Annotated in this window: 14 protein-coding genes and 1 riboswitch; of the genes, 2 read left to right on the top strand and 12 right to left on the bottom strand. The window is 74.2% G+C overall.

Features of this window, described 5'->3' with window-relative positions; translation table 11 throughout:
- Positions 1-8 precede the first annotated feature (8 nt).
- From ACMXGY_RS03240 to ACMXGY_RS03200, 9 genes are all read right to left on the bottom strand, one after another.
- On the bottom strand, positions 9-929 hold the full coding sequence (locus tag ACMXGY_RS03240) for an NADPH-dependent oxidoreductase (protein ID WP_483775450.1): 921 nt from the start codon (positions 927-929) through the stop codon (positions 9-11).
- Complete coding sequence (locus ACMXGY_RS03235; RefSeq protein WP_483775449.1) at positions 926-2,104, bottom strand: FAD-dependent oxidoreductase; 1,179 nt, start codon at positions 2,102-2,104, stop codon at positions 926-928. The genes ACMXGY_RS03240 and ACMXGY_RS03235 overlap by 4 nt, the downstream gene beginning before the upstream one ends.
- Before the next feature lie 7 nt (positions 2,105-2,111).
- A complete protein-coding gene (locus tag ACMXGY_RS03230) occupies positions 2,112-3,134 on the bottom strand; it encodes an ABC transporter substrate-binding protein (RefSeq protein WP_483775448.1) in 1,023 nt (340 codons plus the stop codon).
- 107 nt (positions 3,135-3,241) lie between these two features.
- Positions 3,242-4,054 (bottom strand): amino acid ABC transporter ATP-binding protein, encoded by an 813-nt coding sequence (locus ACMXGY_RS03225; RefSeq protein WP_483775447.1) that lies wholly within the window; start codon positions 4,052-4,054, stop codon positions 3,242-3,244.
- Positions 4,051-5,151 (bottom strand): amino acid ABC transporter permease, encoded by a 1,101-nt coding sequence (locus ACMXGY_RS03220; protein WP_483775446.1) that lies wholly within the window; start codon positions 5,149-5,151, stop codon positions 4,051-4,053. Before ACMXGY_RS03220 ends, ACMXGY_RS03225 begins: the two co-directional genes overlap by 4 nt.
- Positions 5,148-5,747: a GNAT family N-acetyltransferase gene (locus ACMXGY_RS03215; protein ID WP_483775445.1), complete on the bottom strand. Its 600-nt coding sequence runs from the start codon at positions 5,745-5,747 to the stop codon at positions 5,148-5,150. Before ACMXGY_RS03215 ends, ACMXGY_RS03220 begins: the two co-directional genes overlap by 4 nt.
- Positions 5,744-6,688, bottom strand: a complete 945-nt coding sequence (locus ACMXGY_RS03210; protein WP_483775444.1) for a DUF1684 domain-containing protein — start codon at positions 6,686-6,688, stop codon at positions 5,744-5,746. Before ACMXGY_RS03210 ends, ACMXGY_RS03215 begins: the two co-directional genes overlap by 4 nt.
- 43 nt (positions 6,689-6,731) lie before the next feature.
- The gene (locus ACMXGY_RS03205; RefSeq protein ID WP_483775443.1) at positions 6,732-8,129 is read right to left on the bottom strand and encodes an NtaA/DmoA family FMN-dependent monooxygenase; all 1,398 of its coding nucleotides are present in this window, start codon (positions 8,127-8,129) and stop codon (positions 6,732-6,734) included.
- A 19-nt stretch (positions 8,130-8,148) separates the two neighbouring features.
- Positions 8,149-9,303: an LLM class flavin-dependent oxidoreductase gene (locus ACMXGY_RS03200; protein WP_483775442.1), complete on the bottom strand. Its 1,155-nt coding sequence runs from the start codon at positions 9,301-9,303 to the stop codon at positions 8,149-8,151.
- 332 nt (positions 9,304-9,635) lie between these two features.
- A riboswitch (SAM riboswitch) is annotated at positions 9,636-9,759 on the bottom strand.
- A gap of 169 nt (positions 9,760-9,928) precedes the next feature.
- Here ACMXGY_RS03200 and ACMXGY_RS03195 point away from each other — a divergent pair.
- Positions 9,929-10,669 carry a helix-turn-helix domain-containing protein gene (locus ACMXGY_RS03195; protein WP_483775441.1) on the top strand — a complete coding sequence of 247 codons (741 nt, stop codon included), beginning with the start codon at positions 9,929-9,931 and terminating at the stop codon, positions 10,667-10,669.
- A 62-nt stretch (positions 10,670-10,731) separates the two neighbouring features.
- Positions 10,732-13,347: an MMPL family transporter gene (locus ACMXGY_RS03190; RefSeq protein WP_483775440.1), complete on the top strand. Its 2,616-nt coding sequence runs from the start codon at positions 10,732-10,734 to the stop codon at positions 13,345-13,347.
- Positions 13,348-13,417: 70 nt separating this feature from the next.
- Here ACMXGY_RS03190 and ACMXGY_RS03185 read toward each other — a convergent pair whose 3' ends face one another.
- The 3 genes from ACMXGY_RS03185 to ACMXGY_RS03175 all read right to left on the bottom strand — a co-directional run bounded on the left by ACMXGY_RS03185 (position 13,418) and on the right by ACMXGY_RS03175 (position 17,475).
- Positions 13,418-14,425, bottom strand: a complete 1,008-nt coding sequence (locus ACMXGY_RS03185; protein WP_483775439.1) for an endonuclease/exonuclease/phosphatase family protein — start codon at positions 14,423-14,425, stop codon at positions 13,418-13,420.
- 242 nt (positions 14,426-14,667) lie between these two features.
- Entirely contained in the window at positions 14,668-17,025 is a 2,358-nt protein-coding gene (gene purL, locus ACMXGY_RS03180) for a phosphoribosylformylglycinamidine synthase subunit PurL (RefSeq protein WP_483775438.1), read from the bottom strand.
- A 63-nt stretch (positions 17,026-17,088) separates the two neighbouring features.
- Positions 17,089-17,475, bottom strand: coding sequence for a DUF1304 domain-containing protein (locus ACMXGY_RS03175; protein ID WP_483775437.1), 387 nt, complete (start codon positions 17,473-17,475; stop codon positions 17,089-17,091).
- Positions 17,476-17,571: the final 96 nt, after the last annotated feature.

The following is a 17,571-nucleotide window of genomic DNA, read 5'->3' as shown; positions in this document are numbered from 1 at the left end:
GTACCGGGCTACTTGGACGGGAACCCGAGCGCGGCGAGCGCGGGTCGGAGGTGGGCGCGCCCACGCAGGGCGCCGGGGACGCGCAGGCGGTCGACGACGCGCTCCTGCCAGCCGCCGTCGAGCCCTTCCTCGCGGTAGAAGGGCGCGATGCGCTCCTCGTACGCCGTGAGGTGCTCGTGTCGCCCGACGGCCCGGTAGCGCTCGGCGTGCAGCACCGCGGCCTGCGGCAGCCGCGGCTTGACGCGCTCCCCTCCCGCGGGGTCGGGGTGCCCGACGACGAGACCGACGACCGCGACGACGCCCTCGGGCAGGCCGAGCTCCGCGGCCACCTGCGCGGGGTGGTTGCGCAGCGCTCCGATGTACACGGTGCCGAGCCCGAGCGACTCCGCGGCGACGAGCGCGTTCTGTGCCGCGAGCGCGGCGTCCAGGAACGCGACGACCGTCGTCTCGAGGTAGTCGGTCGCCTCGAGACGCACGCCCGCGCGCTCGCCGAGCGCCCGTGCCCGAGCGAGGTCGGCGAGCCACACGAGCAGCAGCGGCGCGGTGCGGACGTGCTCCTGGTCGCCCGCGAGCGCCGCGAGGCGGTCCTTGCGCGCGGGGTCGGTGACGGCGACGACGCTCCAGAGCTGGAGGTTCGACGACGTCGGTGCCGACTGCGCGGCGGCGACGAGCGTCGGGACGACGTGGTCGTCCAGCGGGTCGGCGAGGTAGCGGCGCACCGTGCGGTGCCCGAGCTGCGTGTCGAGCACGGTCGCGGGCGGTCCCGCGGCGCGGGCGACGCCCTCCGCGGCGCCCGGTGCGACGTCCTCCGAGTCCGCGGGCCCGACGCCGTAGCGCGCCCCGAGCGAGACGCGGGCACGGTCGAGCGGCGCTCCTGCGGGGTCGGGGCCGCGCACGGTGCTCGGGCCGGAGGCCGGTGCGATCGTCATGAGGCGGTCCCCTCGGGGAGTGCGGCGAGGCGGGCGAGCGCGAACCGCTCGGCAGGAGGGACGCCGTCCGGCACGGTCGCGAGGTCCGCGAGGACGCGACCGATCGCCGGCGCGAACTTGAAGCCGTGTCCGGAGAACCCGGCCGCCACGACGACGGGGCCGCGGCGGTCGAGCACGAAGTCGTGGTCCGGCGTCGTGGTGTACGTGCAGCTCACGGGGACGTACGTGTCCGGGTCGAGCCCGGGCAACCACGTGCGGGCGTAGTCGCGCAGCGTGGAGAGCTGGCCCGGCTCGGGCCGGTAGGAGCGGCGGTCGGGATCGACCACGGGGCCCACCCCGTGGAACCCGACCTTGACGCCCTCGCCCGGCGTCGCGAGGCCGTAGACGCCGCTCGGCCACGCCGTGCCGGGACCGACGTCGTGCGTGAACGCGGGCCACCCCTCGGGCAACGCGCCCGGGGCGAGGGCGAAGTGCGCGGGCTGCTCCTGCGTGACGACGAGCGGGAGCTCCTGGCCGAGCAGTCCTCCGGACGCTCCGCCGAGCAGGCCGGCGCTCCACGCCCCGACGGCGACCACGACGACCCGCGCGACGACGTCGCCCGAGTCCGTCACGACCCGGACGCCGTCCGCGACCCGCTCGACGTGCCGGACGGCGACCTCGTGCCGGATCTCGGCGCCGCTCGCCGTGGCCGCGCCCTGGAGGGCAGCCACGGCGCGGTCGGCGTGCAGCCGGCCCGCCGTGGCGACCTCGTGCAGCACCCGGCCCTCGAACCGCAGGCCCGGCCACCGCTCGGCCGCGGCGACCGGGTCGAGCCACTCGTGCTCGATCCCGCGCGCCGCGAACGCCGCTCCGATCGCCCCGAGGCGCCGCTCGGCCGCGCCGTCGCGCCGACCGTGGCTCACGCCGCCGGTCACGGCGAGCAGCTCGGTCCCGGTCTCGTCCTCGACCTCGCGCCACAGGCCCAGCGCCTCCTGAGCGAGGTCGAGGTACTCGGGCTCGGCGTACGTCGTGCGGTAGATGCGCGACGTGCCGTGCGACGCGCCGTGGGCGTGGCCGGGCGCGAAGCGCTCGAGCAGCAGGACGTCGCGCCCGCGCCGCGCGAGGTGCCACGCGGCGGCCGAGCCCATCACGCCTCCCCCGACCACGACGTGGTCGACGTGCTGGCTGGTCGTCATGCGCTGGTCACTCCGTCTTCGGGAGGCCGGGCGGGTTGGTCTGCGACTCCTCGACGGCCTCCGACTCCAGGCCCCACCGCTGCAGCACCTCGAGGTACGTGCCGTCCTCGATGGCGTGGTTGATCGCGGCGGTGATGGCCGGCGCGGCCTCGTTGCCCTTCTTCGTGGCGACGGCGATCTGCGCCGTGTCGGGCCAGCCGCCGTTGAGCGTTCCGACGACCCTGAAGTCCTGCGGGGAGACCGCCGCCTGGTACGCGAGCGACGCGTTGGGCCCGACGTAGGTCTCGATGCGCCCGGACTGCAGCGCGAGCAGCACGTCGGAGAACTGCTCGTAGTACTCGGGGCCCTGGATGGGCTCGAGGCCGTCCTCCTGGTTGAGGCGGTCCCACTCGAGCACGATCTTCTCCTGGTTGGTGCCCGAGCCGACGGCGACGACCTTGCCCGCGATGTCCTCGCGCTTCGTGATCGACGTGATGTCGGAGTCGGCGCCGACGAGCCAGCCGAGCTCGTCGTTGCGGTACGTGGAGAAGTCGATGGTCTCCTTGCGCTCCTCGGTCACGGTGACGTTGGAGATCACCGCGTCGACGTCGCCCGAGCCGAGCGCGAGCGGCCAGTCGGCCCACGCCTTGACCTCGAGGCGCAGCTCCTTGCCGAGCGCGTCCGCGACGAGCTGCGCGATGTCGGTCTCGTTGCCGATGGGGGTCTCGTCGTCGTCGGCCAGGAAGCCGAGGGGCGGCGCGGCGCCGGCGGAGATCGCGACGACGAGCTCGTCCTTGTCCTTCCACGCGTCGGGCAGGAGCGCGACGGCCTCGGCGGACTCGGTCGTGCGGATGCGGTCCTGCTCGGGGCTCGTGCTCACGTCGAGGGCGTCCGACACGGACGTCGTGCTCTCCTCGGTCGTGGCCGCCTCCTCCGCGGCGGCGGGCGCCTCGGTGCTCACGCCGGAGCACGCCGTGAGCGCCAGCAGGGGCACGGCGGCGAGGGCGGCGAGCGCGCGGACGGCGCGGGCGCGGGTGGTCGTTGCGGTCACGAGGTGTCCTGCCTTTCGGTGGTGCGTCAAGAGACGCGGGAGTGCGGTGGGACGGCGGCCGGTCGGCCGGTCGCGGGCTGGCGGCCGTGGGGCCGGGTCGGCCCGGGTCAGAGGACCTTGTCGAGGAAGGCGCGCGTGCGTTCGTGGCGCGGGGCGTCGAGCACCTCGGCGGGCGTGCCCTGCTCGACGACGACCCCCTCGTCCATGAAGACGACGGTGTCGGCGACCTCGCGCGCGAATCCGATCTCGTGCGTGACGACGACGAGCGTCGTGCCGGTGCTCGCGACGTCCCGGATGACCTCGAGCACCTCGCCGACGAGCTCGGGGTCGAGCGCCGACGTCGGCTCGTCGAACAGCAGCACCTTGGGCCGCAGCGCGAGCGCGCGGGCGATGGCGACGCGCTGCTGCTGCCCGCCCGAGAGCTGGCGTGGGCGCGCGTCCGCCTTGTCCGCGAGCCCGACGCGCGCGAGCAGCGCGCGGGCCTCGGGCTCGACGTCCTCGCGGCGGCGGCGCTGCGCCGAGACCGGGGCCTCGACGACGTTCTCGAGCGCGGTGAGGTGCGGGAACAGGTTGAAGCTCTGGAAGACGAACCCGATCTGGGTGCGCTGGCCGAGGATCTCGCGCTCCTTGAGCTCGCGCAGGGTGTTCCCCCTGCGGCGGTAGCCGATGAGCTCGCCGTCGAGCGAGATGAACCCCTTGTCGACCTTCTCGAGGTGGTTGATCGCGCGCAGGAGCGTGGACTTTCCCGACCCGGACGGGCCGAGGACGACCGTGACCGACCCCGGCCGGACCGTGAGCGACACGTCGCGCAGCACCTCGAGGGTGCCGAAGCTCTTGTGCACGCCGTGGATCTCGACCAGCCCGGCTGTCGCGGTACCAGTGGCGGCGTCGTGCGTGGCGGCGTCGACGGTGGCGCTCATGCCGCACCTCCCGAGGTACGCGCCGTGCGCGTGAGCACGCCGACCCGGGCGCGCGCCGCGTAGGCCGGCGGGACGGAGTCAGGCACGGGGCGGCCGGAGAGCCGCGACGCCCAGACCAGGACGGTCCAGCGCGCCTTCTGCAGCGGCGTCGGCGGCAGCGTGCGCACCGCGCCCTTCGCGTAGTGCCGCTCCACGTAGTACTGGACGACCGTGATGAGCGTGGTCAGCACGAGGTACCAGATCGACGCGACGATGAGCAGCGGCACGACGCGCCCGTTGCGCCCGTAGATGACGCTCACGATGTAGAACAGCTCGCCGTACGCGAGCACGTAGACGATCGACGTGCCCTTGAGCAGCCCGATCACCTCGTTGACGGCCGTCGGGATGATCGAGCGCATCGCCTGCGGCAGGATGATGCGGCTCACCTGACGACGCCTGGGGATGCCGAGCGACGCGGCGGCCTCCTGCTGTCCCTGGTCGACCGAGAGGATCCCGGCGCGCACGATCTCCGCCGAGTACGCGGCCTGCGACAGCCCGAGGCCGAGGATCGCGGCCCAGAACTTGTCGATCACGGACAGCGTGTCGAAGTACAGGAACTCGGGCCCGAAGGGGATGCCGACGCTGAGGTACGGGTACAGGTACGCGAGGTTGTACCAGAGCAGCAGCTGGAGCAGCAGCGGCACCGACCGGAACACCCACGTGTACGTCCACGACACCGACTGCAGGAGCGGCGAGCGCGACAGGCGCATGAGCGCGAGGACCGTGCCGAGCGCGAACCCGACGACCGATGCGACGAGCGTCAGGCGGATCGTCGCCCACGCGCCCTCGAGGATCGAGGGCCAGGTGAGGTACTGCGCGACGACGTCCCACTCCCAGCGGTCGTTCGTCACCAACGAGCTGACGACCATGGCGAGCAGCACCGCGACGCCGGCCGTCGCGGCCCAGCGGCCCGGGTGCCGGGCGGGGACGATGCGCAGGCTCTCGAGCGGCAGCGCGTCCTGGACCCGGGGCGGGCCGGCAGGCGGGTCGGCAGGATGCCGGCCCGACGGCGGCGTGAGCTGCCGCGACTCGTCCTGCGGGAGCGACACGGTGCTCATGGCACGACCTCCAACCACTTCTCGAAGGCGAGCGGGCCGATCTCCTCGGGATCGGCCCCGGTGTCGAACAGGGGCGTGTACCCCGTCGCGAGATACAGGCCGGCCGCCTCGGGCTGGCGCGGTCCCGTCGTCAGGTAGAGGCGCCGGTACCCGCGCTCGACCGCGCGGTGCTCCAGCTCGGCGAGCACGACGCGCGCCAGGCCGCGGCGCCGGTGCGCCGAGTGCGTCCAGATGCGCTTGAGCTCGGCGGTGCGGACCGCGGGAGACCCGTCGGCGCGCCGGGCGGCGGACCGGGCGAGGCGCGCCGGGTCGCCGAGCTCCGGCTCGGTCCGGCGGCGGAACGCCCCACCCGCGACCGGCTCGCCGTCCTCGACCACCAGGACGAGCTCGCCGTGCGGCGCCGCGAAGTCCTGCGCCGGGTAGTGCTCCATCTCCTCGCGGAGCTGCTCAGCCGTCAGGACGCGCTGGTACCGCGTCCAGTACTCGTGGGACAGCCCGTCGAGCAGCGGCCGCACGAGCGGGTCGTGCATCGGGACGGAGCGGACCTCCCGGGAGCCTGCCGTGCGGGCCGTCGTCGGGCCGGTGAGCGCCGTCATCGTGGCGCCCTCTCGCCCGCGGTGACGGCGAACGGCACGTGGTTGCCCGGGACCGGCGCGGGGCAGGTCCCAAAGTCGCTGAACGCGTACGGCAGGTTGATCGCGCGGTTGAGGTCGAGGCGCACACGCCCCTCGGTGCCGGGCGCCACGACCGCGTCCAGCCCCAGCACGCGCCACGGCGCGACGGCTGCGGGGAGGTGCTGGGCCGCGTCGCTGAAGAGCAGCGTCACCGCGCCTCCGGCCGTGCCCGTGAGGACCAGCGTGGCGCGGTGCTCGACTCCGTCTCGCTCGACCGCGAGGTCGACCTCGCCGACCGTCGTCACGTGGTGCACGAGCCCCGGCCGCGCGGCGCCGACGACGACGGGGCGCGGCGCGTCGTACCACCGCACGACGGCGTCCACGACCCAGGCGGGGTCGTACGGGAACGTCGGGACGCCGTCGAACGCGAGCCGCGCGGGTGCGAGCGGGTCGCGCAGCCGGACCGCGTACCGGCCCGTGCGGCGCACGACCTCGACGGCGACGGCCCTCGTCCCGTGCCGCTCGAGGTCCGGTGCGGTCGCCGGTCCGGCGCCCGCCCCGCCCGACGGACCGACGGGCCCCGTGAGGAGGTACGTCCCCGCGACGCTCGACCCGCCCTCCGCGACGACGACCGTCGTGACCGGGCGGTCCTCGGCCGTCCGCACGACGCCGTGGTCCCCCGCCCCGGGGTCCCCGCGGTGGTGCGCGCCGTCGGCGTCCGCCCACCACAGGCCCGGGACGCCGGGCAGCGCGGCCGGCGCGCTCGGGAGCCAGTGGTAGGCGACGAGGCTGAGCCAGCCGTGGGGCGGGCGCAGCCCGTCCTCGCGCTCGGCGTGCCAGGCCGCCCACGCGGCGGCGTCGCTCGTCCCGGCGCTGCTCGCCGCGGGGCCGTGCGGGGAGGTGGGGAGCGTGCTCGTGGTCATCAGGGCCTCCGGTCGGTGGGAACGATGTGGGCGGGTGCCGGTCTCAGCCGACGAGCTCGGCGGCGGGGTCGCCCGCCGGCTCGTGGGCGGCGCGGTGCGCGCCGGGGTACGGGAGCCCGAGGTGGTCGCGCAGGGTCGTGCCCTCGTACTCGGTGCGGAACGAGCCGCGCTCCTGCAGGAGCGGCACGACCCGGTCGAAGACGTCGTCGAGACCGCCCGGCGTGAGGTGCGGGACGAGGATGAAGCCGTCGGACGCGTCCTCCTGGACGTGCCGGTCGATGTCCTCCGCGACCTGCTCCGGCGTGCCGACGAACCCGCCGCGCGACGTCACCTGGATGACGAGCTCGCGGATCGACCAGCCGTTCGCCTCGGCCTGCTCGCGCCACGCCGCGGCGACCGCAGCGGGGTCCTTCGCGTGCCGCACGCGGCCCCGCGTGATCGACAGGTTCTCCGTGTCGGGGTCGACGTCGGGCAGCGGTCCCTCGGGGTCGTACGCCTCGAGGTCGCGGCCCCAGACCTGCTCGAGGAACGCGATCGCCGTCGGGCCCGAGACCTGCTGGAGCCGGATCTCGCGCGCACGCTCCTCGGCCTCCGCGGACGTGTCGCCCAGCACGACGACGGTCGCGGGCAGGATCTTCAGCGAGTCGCGGTCGCGCCCGTGGGCGGCGAGGCGACCCTTGACGTCCTCGTAGAACGCGCGCCCGGCGTCGAACGTCGAGTGCGCGGAGAACACGACGTCCGCGGTCGCCGCGGCGAAGTCGCGCCCGTCGGCGGAGTCGCCGGCCTGGAACAGGACCGGGTGGCCCTGCGGCCCGCGCGGCGTCTCGAACAGCCCGACGACGTCCGCGTACGTCCCGTGGTGCGCGACCGGCCGCACGGACCCGGGCCGCAGGAACTCGCCCGCGACCCGGTCGGCGAGGACGGCGTCGTCGTCCCACGAGTCCCACAGGGCGCGCGCGACCTCGACGACCTCGGCCGCCCGCGCGTAGCGCTCGGGGTACGGCAGGTAGCCGCCGCGGCGGAAGTTGGCGCCCGTGAAGGCGTCGGGGCTCGTCACGAGGTTCCAGGCGGCCCGGCCGTCGGAGAGCAGGTCCAGCGTGGCGAACTGCTTCGCGAGCTCCCACGGCTCGTTGAACGTCGTGTTGATCGTGCCCGCGAGCCCGAGGCGGTCCGTGACCGCGGCGAGCGCCGCGAGCACCGGCAGCGTGTCCGGGCGGCCCACGACGTCGAGGTCGTGGATGCGGCCCTTGTGCTCGCGAAGGCGCAGGCCCTCCGCGAGGAAGAAGAAGTCGAGCTTCGCCGCCTCGGCCCGGCGCGCGAGGTGCTCGAACGAGGAGAAGTCGATCTGGCTGCGCGAGCGGGGGTCGCTCCAGACGGTCGTGTTGTTGACGCCCGGGAAGTGGGCGCCGAGGTGGATCTGCTTGCGGGGGTGGTTGCTCATGTCGTCGGTCCGTCCGGGCTCAGGCGATCGCCGCGTAGCGGTTCGCGGGGTGCGGCAGGCCGAGCGTGTCGCGCAGCGTCGTGCCGGGGTACGCAGTGCGGAACAGCCCGGCGCCCTGCAGGAGGGGCACGACGCCGTCGACGATCGCGTCGAGATCCGTGCTCAGCGAGGACGGGCGCAGGAGGAAGCCGTCGGCCGCGCCGGCGTGCGCCCACTCCTCGACCGTCACCGCGAGGTCGCGCGCCGTGCCGACGTGCGTGAGCGAGTCCGTGTCCCACGTGACGCCCTCGAGGTCCTCGAGCAGGTCGAGCCGGGCCTGCGCGCTGGCGCGCGTGTCACCGACGACGACGTACGCGTCCACGAGGACGCGCAGGTCGTCGGGGTCGCGTCCTGCGTCCGCGGCGGCGTCGCGCACCTGCGTCCGCAGGGCGACGGCCTCGTCGCGGGTCGCCGCGCGCACGCGCACGACGTCGGCGCGGCGGGCCGCGAGGTCGAACGACGCCGGCGACCCCGCGCGCACGACGACGGGCGGCTGGCCCTGCGGCGGCCGGGGCGTGATGGACGGACCCTTGACCGCGAACCGGATGCCCTCGTGGTCGACGTAGTGGAGCTTCTCGCGGTCCACGAACCGCCCCGTGGCGACGTCGCGGATCTCCGCGTCGTCCTCCCACGAGTCCCACAGGCGGCTCACGACCTCGACCGCCTCGTCGGCCTCGGCGACCGCATCGGGCTCGTCCTGCGCGTCCTTGCGGCCGAACGCGGCGGCCTCGGCGGGCGTCGTCGACCAGCCGACCTGCCACCCGGCGCGGCCGCTGCTCACGTGGTCGATCGTCGCGATCGCCTTGGACACGTGGAACGGCTCGGTGTGCGTCGTCGTCACGGTGGGGACGAGGCCGATGCCCGCGCTGCGGGGCGCGAGCCGCGAGGCGACGAGCGCGGCGTCGAGCCGCCCCCGGACGGAACCGCCGCGGGTCGGCCGGAGCGTGAACGCGTCGTCGAGCGTGACGAGGTCGAGCAGACCGCGCTGTGCGGTGGCGACGAGGTCGACGAGGCGCTGGGCGTCGAACAGGCGCTGGGCCTGGGAGCCCACGGTGCGCCAGGCGGCGGGGTGGGCACCCGCGTCGCTGAGGTCCACGCCGAGGTGGAGGGTGCGGGAGGGGCGGGGGTCGGACATCGTGAGGATCCGTTCTCAGTGGAGGCCGACGGCGCGCGGGAGGGCGCGGCGGGTGCCGGAGGGTGGGCAGAACGGTCCCGCCGCGCGGCGGCAGGACGGGGGCCGGGACGGCCGGGGGTGACCGGTTCGGGGTGTGCGTGCGTCGCTCGCGCGACGTCAGGACCGGGTCGGGGCTACCGACAACAGGTGCTGCGCGCGGGACCGCTGGTCCCGGGCGCGCGGACGACGCCTACGGGCGGACAGGGGCACGTCGACGCCTGCGGGTGGTCCACCACGCTGCTCGACTCTCGCCTGTCCATCGTCCGTCTCCTTCGTGCCCGTCGCCGGGCTCCGCGTCGTTGCCCCGCGCCGCGCGTGGGTACGCGTGGCGCGGGGCCTGGTCCTCACCCGGGGCACCCCGCCGCGCGGGAGGGTTGCCGTCCGACGAGCCGGGGCTTGGTGTCGGAGCTCATGACCATGTCTGCGCCGAGGTGTGACGACCTCGGTTGGCCGGGAACTTACGAGCGGCCGTCGGGGGTGTCAACGCACCGGCGGGACCTTCCCACATACTGGACTTGATCGGTCGACTTTCAGCCTCCGCCCGACCTATTTGCACTCAGTGCATCGATGCACCTAGTGTCATGGGGTGCCCTCCCTCTCCGGATCCGAGCACCTCGTCGCGCCCGCGCCCGCGCGCGGCGCGGCAACCGCGGATCCCACGCCCGACCGCCGGGGCGCCCTGCGCGCGCGCCACCGGCGCGCCATCGTCGACGCCGCGGCCGCGCTCATGGAGGACAAGGGCGGCGCCCGCTTCACGGTCGACGAGCTCGCCGCACGCGCCGACGTCGCGCGCCGCACGATCTTCAACCACTTCTCCTCGCTCGACGACGTCGTGGTCGAGGTCTGCGAGGACGTGCTGGGCGCCGTGGTCGACGCGCTGGGCGCGAGCGCGGCGGAGCCCGCCGCTCCCGACGCGGGGCCGGATGCCGGAGGCGACCCGGGGCCGGGCGCGGGACGCGCGACCCCGCTCGACGACCTCACCGCGGCCCTGCGCAGCACGGACCTCGTCGCGCCGATGGCCTACCTCACGCGCGCCCTCGGAGGCGACGCAACCGAGCCGACCCCCCGGGTGACGACGATGGTCGTCCGCACGTTCACCCACCTCGCCGAACGCCTCGTGGCCGGGACCACCCGCCAGCACCCCGACGTCGACCCGCTCGAGATCGAGCTGCTGGTCGGTGCGCTCATGGCCGGCGTCCTCGTCATCCAGCGACGCTGGTGGGCGGCCACCGGTGCCGCCGACGACGAGGCCTCGCGCCGAGTGTGGGCCGAGCTCCTCGACCGGCTCGTCGAACGGACCCGGGCCGGCTACGCGCCCACGACCTGACCGCTCCCCTCTTCTCTCTCCCGAACCGCCTGACCCGACCGGACTCCCACCGAAGGACCCTCATGGCTGAACTCCTCTACCGCCTCGGCCGCGCGTGCGCGCGCCGGGCGAGGACCGTCGTCGCCGCGTGGCTCGCGGTCCTCGTGCTCGCCGGGGCGGCGTTCGTCGCGTTCGGCGGCACGCTCGCGACCAGCTTCTCCATCCCCGGCACCCCGACAGCCGAGGTGACCGAGCGGCTGCAGAGCGCCCTCCCCGAGGCCTCGGGCGGGAGCGGCACGATCGTCTTCGCGACCGAGGACGGCTCGGCGTTCACCGCGGAGCAGGAAGCCCAGATCGGTGACCTCGTCGCCGACGCGAGCGAGGTCGACGGCGTCGAGACGGTGATCGACCCGTTCGCGACGTCGGCCGAGCTCGCCGACCAGGCCGCCCAGGTCGAGGACGGTCGAACCCAGATCGCCGACGGCCGCACGCAGATCGAGAACGGGCGCACCCAGCTCGAGGCCGGCCAGTCGCAGATCGACGCCGCGCTCGCCCAGCTCGACGCAGGCCAGGCCCAGCTCGACGAGGCCCGCGCGCAGGCCGAGGCCGCGGGCGCCGCCGAGCAGGCCGCGCCGGAGCTCGACGCCCAGCAGGCGCAGCTCGACGCCGGTCGCGCCCAGCTGGACGCGCAGGCCGCGGCGCTCGCGGAGCAGCTCACGGCGCTCGAGGACCAGAGCGCGACGCTCGAGGAGCAGTCCGCGCAGCTCGAGGCGTCGGCGCCGCTGCTCGAGATGGCGTCCGAGATCCGCATGGTCTCCGAGGACGGGAGCGCCGCCGTCGCGAGCGTCTCCTTCACCGAGCCGAACATGAACATCGAGCAGCAGACGAAGGACGACCTCGTCGCCGTCTTCACCGACGCACCGGTCGACGGCGTGCAGACCGAGTTCTCGGCCGACATCACCCAGGGCGTCCCGCAGGTGTTCGGCGTGGGCGAGGCGATCGGCCTCGTCGTCGCGGCGGTCGTGCTGATCGTCATGCTCGGCACGCTCGTCGGCGCGGGGCTCCCGCTCCTCACGGCGCTGGTCGGCGTCGGGATCGGCGCGCTCACCGCCATGTCCCTGTCGGGCGTCGTCGACATGTCGTCCGTGACCCCGGTCCTCGGCCTCATGCTCGGCCTCGCCGTCGGGATCGACTACTCGCTCTTCATCATCAACCGTCACCGGCGTCAGCTGAAGCAGGGCGACGACCTCCACGAGTCGATCGGGCTCGCGACGGGCACGTCCGGCAACGCGGTCGTGTTCGCGGGCGCCACCGTCCTCATCGCGCTGCTCGCCCTCAACGTCACCGGCATCCCGTTCCTCGGCCTCATGGGCAGCGTCGGTGCGCTGTGCGTCGCCATCGCGGTCCTCATCGCCGTGACCATGACCCCCGCGCTGCTCGGCATGGTCGGGATGCGCATCCTCAGCAAGCGCGAGCGGGCGCGCCTCGCGGACGGCTCGGCGGCGACCCCGACGGCGAGCGACACCCCCGCCGCGGGTGGGCTCCCGGCGACGAAGCCCGTGAGGCCGATGTCGACGGTGCGCGCCGTGGGGACCGCGCTGCTGAGCATCGCCGCCCTCGCCGTGGTCGCCCTCCCCGCGCTCGACCTGCGCACCAACCTGCCCGACGGGTCCTCCGAGGCGCACGACTCGACGCAGTACCGCGCGTACTCCACGATCGCCGAGCAGTTCGGCGAGGGGACGAACGGGCCCCTGCTCGTCGTGGCCGACCTCCCGGGCGAGCCCACCGAGGCGGAGTCGCTCGAGTACCAGGTGCGCGTCGCCGAGGAGCTCTTCGAGCAGGACGACGTCGTCGCGGTCGCACCGATCGGGACGTCCGAGGACCGGACGGTCGCCGCGTTCCAGGTGATCCCCGCCGAGGGACCGACGAGCGAGTCCACCGAGGAGCTCGTCCACAGCCTCCGTGCCCTCGAGCCGCTGGACGGCGAGGTGACGCTCGGCGTCGCCGGCTCGGCGAGCGGCAACATCGACATCTCCGAGAAGCTCGCGCAGGCACTGCCGGTCTACCTCGCGGTCGTGGTCGGCCTGTCGCTGATCATCCTGATCCTCGTGTTCCGGTCGATCTTCGTGCCGGTCGTCGCGACGCTCGGGTTCATCCTGTCCTACTTCGCCGCGCTCGGCGGGGTCGTCGCGATCTACCAGTGGGGGTGGCTCGCGGGCGTGTTCGGCGTCGAGACGCCGGGCCCAGTGCTCAACTTCCTGCCCACCCTGCTGGTCGGCATCCTGTTCGGCCTCGCGATGGACTACCAGCTCTTCATCGGGACGGGCATGCGCGAGGCGTACGCCCATGGGGCGCCGGCCCGCGTCGCGATCGTGCAGGGCGTGCGCGCCGGGCGGTCCGTCGTGACGGCAGCGGCGATCATCATGATCTCCGTGTTCGGCGGGTTCGTGTTCTCGCACAGCGCGATGATCCGGCCCATCGGGTTCGCGCTCGCGTTCGGCGTCCTGGTCGACGCGTTCGTCGTGCGCATGCTGCTCGTCCCGGCGCTCATGCACCTGGCCGGCGACAAGGCCTGGTGGCTCCCCCGCTGGCTCGACCGGGTCCTGCCCGACGTCGACGTCGAGGGCGCCGCCCTCGAGCGCCGCCACCCGCACCACGTCGAGACGCCGGAGCCGGAGCCGGAGTCCGCACGCAGCTGACCAGGAGGTGCCGAACCCGGTGCTCCGTGTCACCGAGTGCGCTCGGTGGCCCGCAACCCCGGGTTCGGCGTCAGGGGCGGGGCACGTGGACCGTCGCGACGATCGCGCGGTGGTCGCTGCCCTCCAGGTGCAGGGAGCCGACGTCCGTCACGGCGTTCTCGCGGTCCGTCACCACGTGGTCGAGGTTCAGCACGGGCGGGACCGTGCCGGGCAGCGGTGACCACGACAGGTCGAGACCGCCGCCCGACGCGCGCGACGCGTCGTGGAAGCGGTCACCCAGCAACCGGCGGAACGTGGCGTGGTCGTACGTCGCGTTGAAGTCGCCGACGAGCACCTGCGGCAGCGGGTCGGCCACCGCCCGCTCGGCGAGCGCGGCCGTCTCCTCGCCCCAGACCTGCACGTACTCCGGGATGGGCGGGATCGGGTGCACGGCCGTGACCCGGACCGGCACGCCGTCGACCTCGACCGTCGCGGCCGGCATGGCGTCGTTGGAGAACGGCTCGAGGTCCACGTCGTCGAGCGGCAGGGCGCTCCACAGCCCGCTGCCCAGCGCTCCGGAACCGACCTTCGCGTCCGCGCTGTACGGGAGCACGTCCTCGATGCCGGCCGCGACGAGGCGCTCGCGCAGGTCGGTCGTCAGCTCCAGCACCGCGAGCACCTGCACGTCCTGCTCGCGCACGAGGTCGACGAGCGCGTCCGCGTCCGCCGACCCGAGCCACGCGTTGGCGCCCATCACGCGCAGCGACGCCGCGTCGTCGGGCGCTCCCGGGCCCGGGACGAACGCCGGCACGAGCCACACCGCCTGCGCGGCGACGCACACCGCGAGCAGCGCCGCGAGGACCCAGCGCCGTGCGAGGAGCGTGAGCACCAGGCCGACGACCGCCCCGACCGCGACGAACGGCGTGAACCCCACGACCTGGGCGAGGGGCGTCACGGCGTCGTACGGGACGGCCCGCACGAGCGTGAGGACGACGACGGCGGCGGTCCCTGTGGCGAGCAGCACGGTGAGCACCGGGCCGCCCGGTCGCCGCCGGGTCGTGACGCGGCCGGGCGGGAGGCTCGTTGTCACCGAGGTCATGCCCGGACTCTGGCAGCGTCACCGTCCTCACCGCGACCCGCCGCACCACGTCGCCCGCCGTCCTCCACGAAACCCGCCCACCCGCCGAGCACGACGTTGCCGTCGTTCTCGACCGCTTCGCGCCACCAACCTCGTGGTCGACGGCGCGCAGCGGCGGGCTCGGCGACCCCGTCCGAGAGGCGGGTCGGGAGACGACGACGCCCCGGTCACCTGATCGGTGACCGGGGCGTCGTGGAGCGGTGTCAGCCGAAGATGGCCGGCAGCGTGCCGCGGTAGGCCGCGTCCGCCTCGCTGAGCGGGACGGTGAACAGGCCCGCGACCTCGAGCACCTCGCCGGACTCCGCCGCAGCGGAGGGCTCGGTGCCCGTCTCGCCGATCTTCAGCACGGGGACGCCGCGTGCGACGCACGCGTCGACGAGCTTGGACTCCTCGCCGCGCGGAACCGCGACGAGCGCGCGCGCCGTCGACTCCGAGAACAGCGCCTCGAACGGCGTCACGCCGTCGCGCTCGACGAGCGCGTCGAGCGACACGCTCGCCCCGACGCCGAACCGCAGCGACGCCTCGAGCAGCCCCTGGGCGAGCCCGCCCTCGGACAGGTCGTGCGCGGCGGAGACGAGGTCGTCGCGGCTCGCGTTGACGAGCACGCCGGCGAGCGCCTTCTCCGCGGCGAGGTCGACGCGGGGCGGCACGCCACCGAGGTGAGCGTGCTCGACGTCGGCCCACGCGGAGCCGTCGAGCTCGGCGCGCGTCGTGCCGAGCAGGTAGATGCTCTCGCCGGTCTCGCGCCAGCCCGACGGCGTGGCGTGCGCGACGTCGTCGAGCACACCGAGGACGCCCACGACCGGGGTCGGGTGGATGGACGAGTCGATCTGGCCGGGCTCGCCCGTGCCGTTGTAGAGCGACACGTTGCCGCCCGTGACCGGGACACCGAGCTCGCGGCACGCGTCCGCGAGGCCCTCGATCGCCTCGACGAGCTGCCACATCGAGTCGGGGTCCTCGGGCGAGCCGAAGTTGAGGCAGTCGGTCACGGCGAGCGGGCGCGCGCCCGTCGTCGCGACGTTGCGGTACGCCTCCGCGAGCGCGAGCCGGGCGCCCGTGCGCGGGTCGAGCTTGCCGTAGCGGCCGTTCGCGTCCGTCGCGAGCGCGACGCCGAGTCCCGTGGACTCGTCGACGCGGATCACGCCGGAGTCGTCGGGCTGCGCGAGCGCGGTGTTGCCCTGGACGAACCGGTCGTACTGGTCCGTCACCCACTCCTTCGAGGCGAGGTTCGGCGACGCGAGCAGGCGCAGCGCGGTGGCGCGCAGGTCGTCGCCGGTCTCGGGGCGGGCGAGGTCCGCGGCAGTCCGGGCGTTGAGCCCGTCCTGCCACGACGGCCGCGCGTACGGGCGGTGGTAGACGGGGCCCTCGTGCGCGACGGTCTTCGGGTCGACGTCGACGATGCGCTGGCCGTGGTGGTCGATCGTCAGGCGGCCCGAGCCGTTGACCTCGCCGATGACGGCGGTCTCGACGTCCCACTTGCCCGTGATCGCGAGGAACTCGTCGAGCTTGTCGGGCGCGACGACCGCCATCATGCGCTCCTGCGACTCCGACATGAGGATCTCGCCCGCGTTGAGCGTCGGGTCGCGCAGCAGGACGTCGTCGAGCCACACGTGCATGCCGCCGTCGCCGTTGGAGGCGAGCTCCGACGTCGCGCACGAGATGCCGGCCGCGCCGAGGTCCTGGATGCCCTCGACGACCTTCGCCGCGTAGAGCTCGAGGCAGCACTCGATGAGGACCTTCTCCATGAAGGGGTCGCCCACCTGGACGCTCGGCCGCTTCGCGGGCACGCCGTCCTCGAACGTCTCGGACGCGAGGATCGAGGCGCCGCCGATGCCGTCGCCGCCCGTGCGGGCGCCGAAGAGGATGACCTTGTTGCCGGTGCCGGACGCGTTCGCGAGGTGGATGTCCTCGTGGCGCAGCACGCCGAGGCACAGCGCGTTGACGAGCGGGTTGCCCTGGTACGAGGGGTCGAAGACGAGCTCGCCGCCGATGTTCGGCAGGCCGAGCGAGTTGCCGTAGCCGCCGACGCCGCTCACGACACCGTGCACGACGCGCGCCGTGTCCGGGTGGTCGACCGCGCCGAACCGGAGCTGGTCCATGACGGCGACCGGCCGCGCGCCCATCGAGATGATGTCGCGCACGATGCCGCCGACGCCCGTCGCCGCGCCCTGGTAGGGCTCGACGAACGACGGGTGGTTGTGCGACTCGACCTTGAACGTCACGGCCCAGCCGTCACCGATGTCGACGACGCCCGCGTTCTCGCCGATGCCGACGAGCAGGTGCTTCTTCATCTCGTCCGTCGTGGCCTTGCCGAACTTCGACAGGTGCACCTTGGACGACTTGTAGGAGCAGTGCTCGGACCACATGACGGAGTACATCGCGAGCTCCGCGGCCGTGGGGCGGCGCCCCAGGATGTCGCGGATGCGCTGGTACTCGTCGGGCTTGAGGCCGAGCTCGGCGTACGGCTGGGCCTCGTCCGGAGTCGCGGCGGCGTGCTCGACGGTGTCCAACGTCGGGCGAGCAGCGGGGCGTGCAGAAGCCTGGGATGCGGGGGCGGTCATCGGTTCCCTCGGGTGGGCGCTGGCGGGGAGCGCACGACGGCGCGCGCCCAGTCTACCGGCGGCTCAGAGCACGAGGCCCAGGACGACCCCGACGACGCCGAGCAGCGGCGGGACGAGCTGGACGAGCGCCGCCCGGGCCTTCGACGGCGACGACACGAGCAGCACGAGGCCCGCCGCGACCATCGACCCGGCGCCGGCCAGGACGAGCGTGGCCCCCGCCGTCGTCCAGCCCGCCGCGTGCAGGACGATGCCGAGCGCGACGAGCACGGCGAGGAACAGGTTGTAGAAGCCCTGGTTGAACGCGAGCTCCCTGGTCGCCTCCGCCTCGGCGCGCGACGTGCCGAACGTCGCGCGCGTGCGGTCGCTCGTCCAGGTGAGCGACTCCATGACGAAGATGTAGACGTGGATCGCGGCGGCGACACCCGCGAGGACGAGCCCGGTGAGCAGCATGCGCACACTCTCCCACCGCTGTGGCGCGACCGCCGGGCGGGTACCGGCGAGGTGAGCCGTCGTGTACTGTCGGAGCGACATACCGCACGGTCGGTA

Source organism: Cellulosimicrobium sp. G4 BAM 1002 (assembly GCF_057126935.1).
The sequence above is the reverse complement of the archived record's forward strand: the minus strand, read 5'-3'. Positions and strand labels throughout refer to the sequence as shown.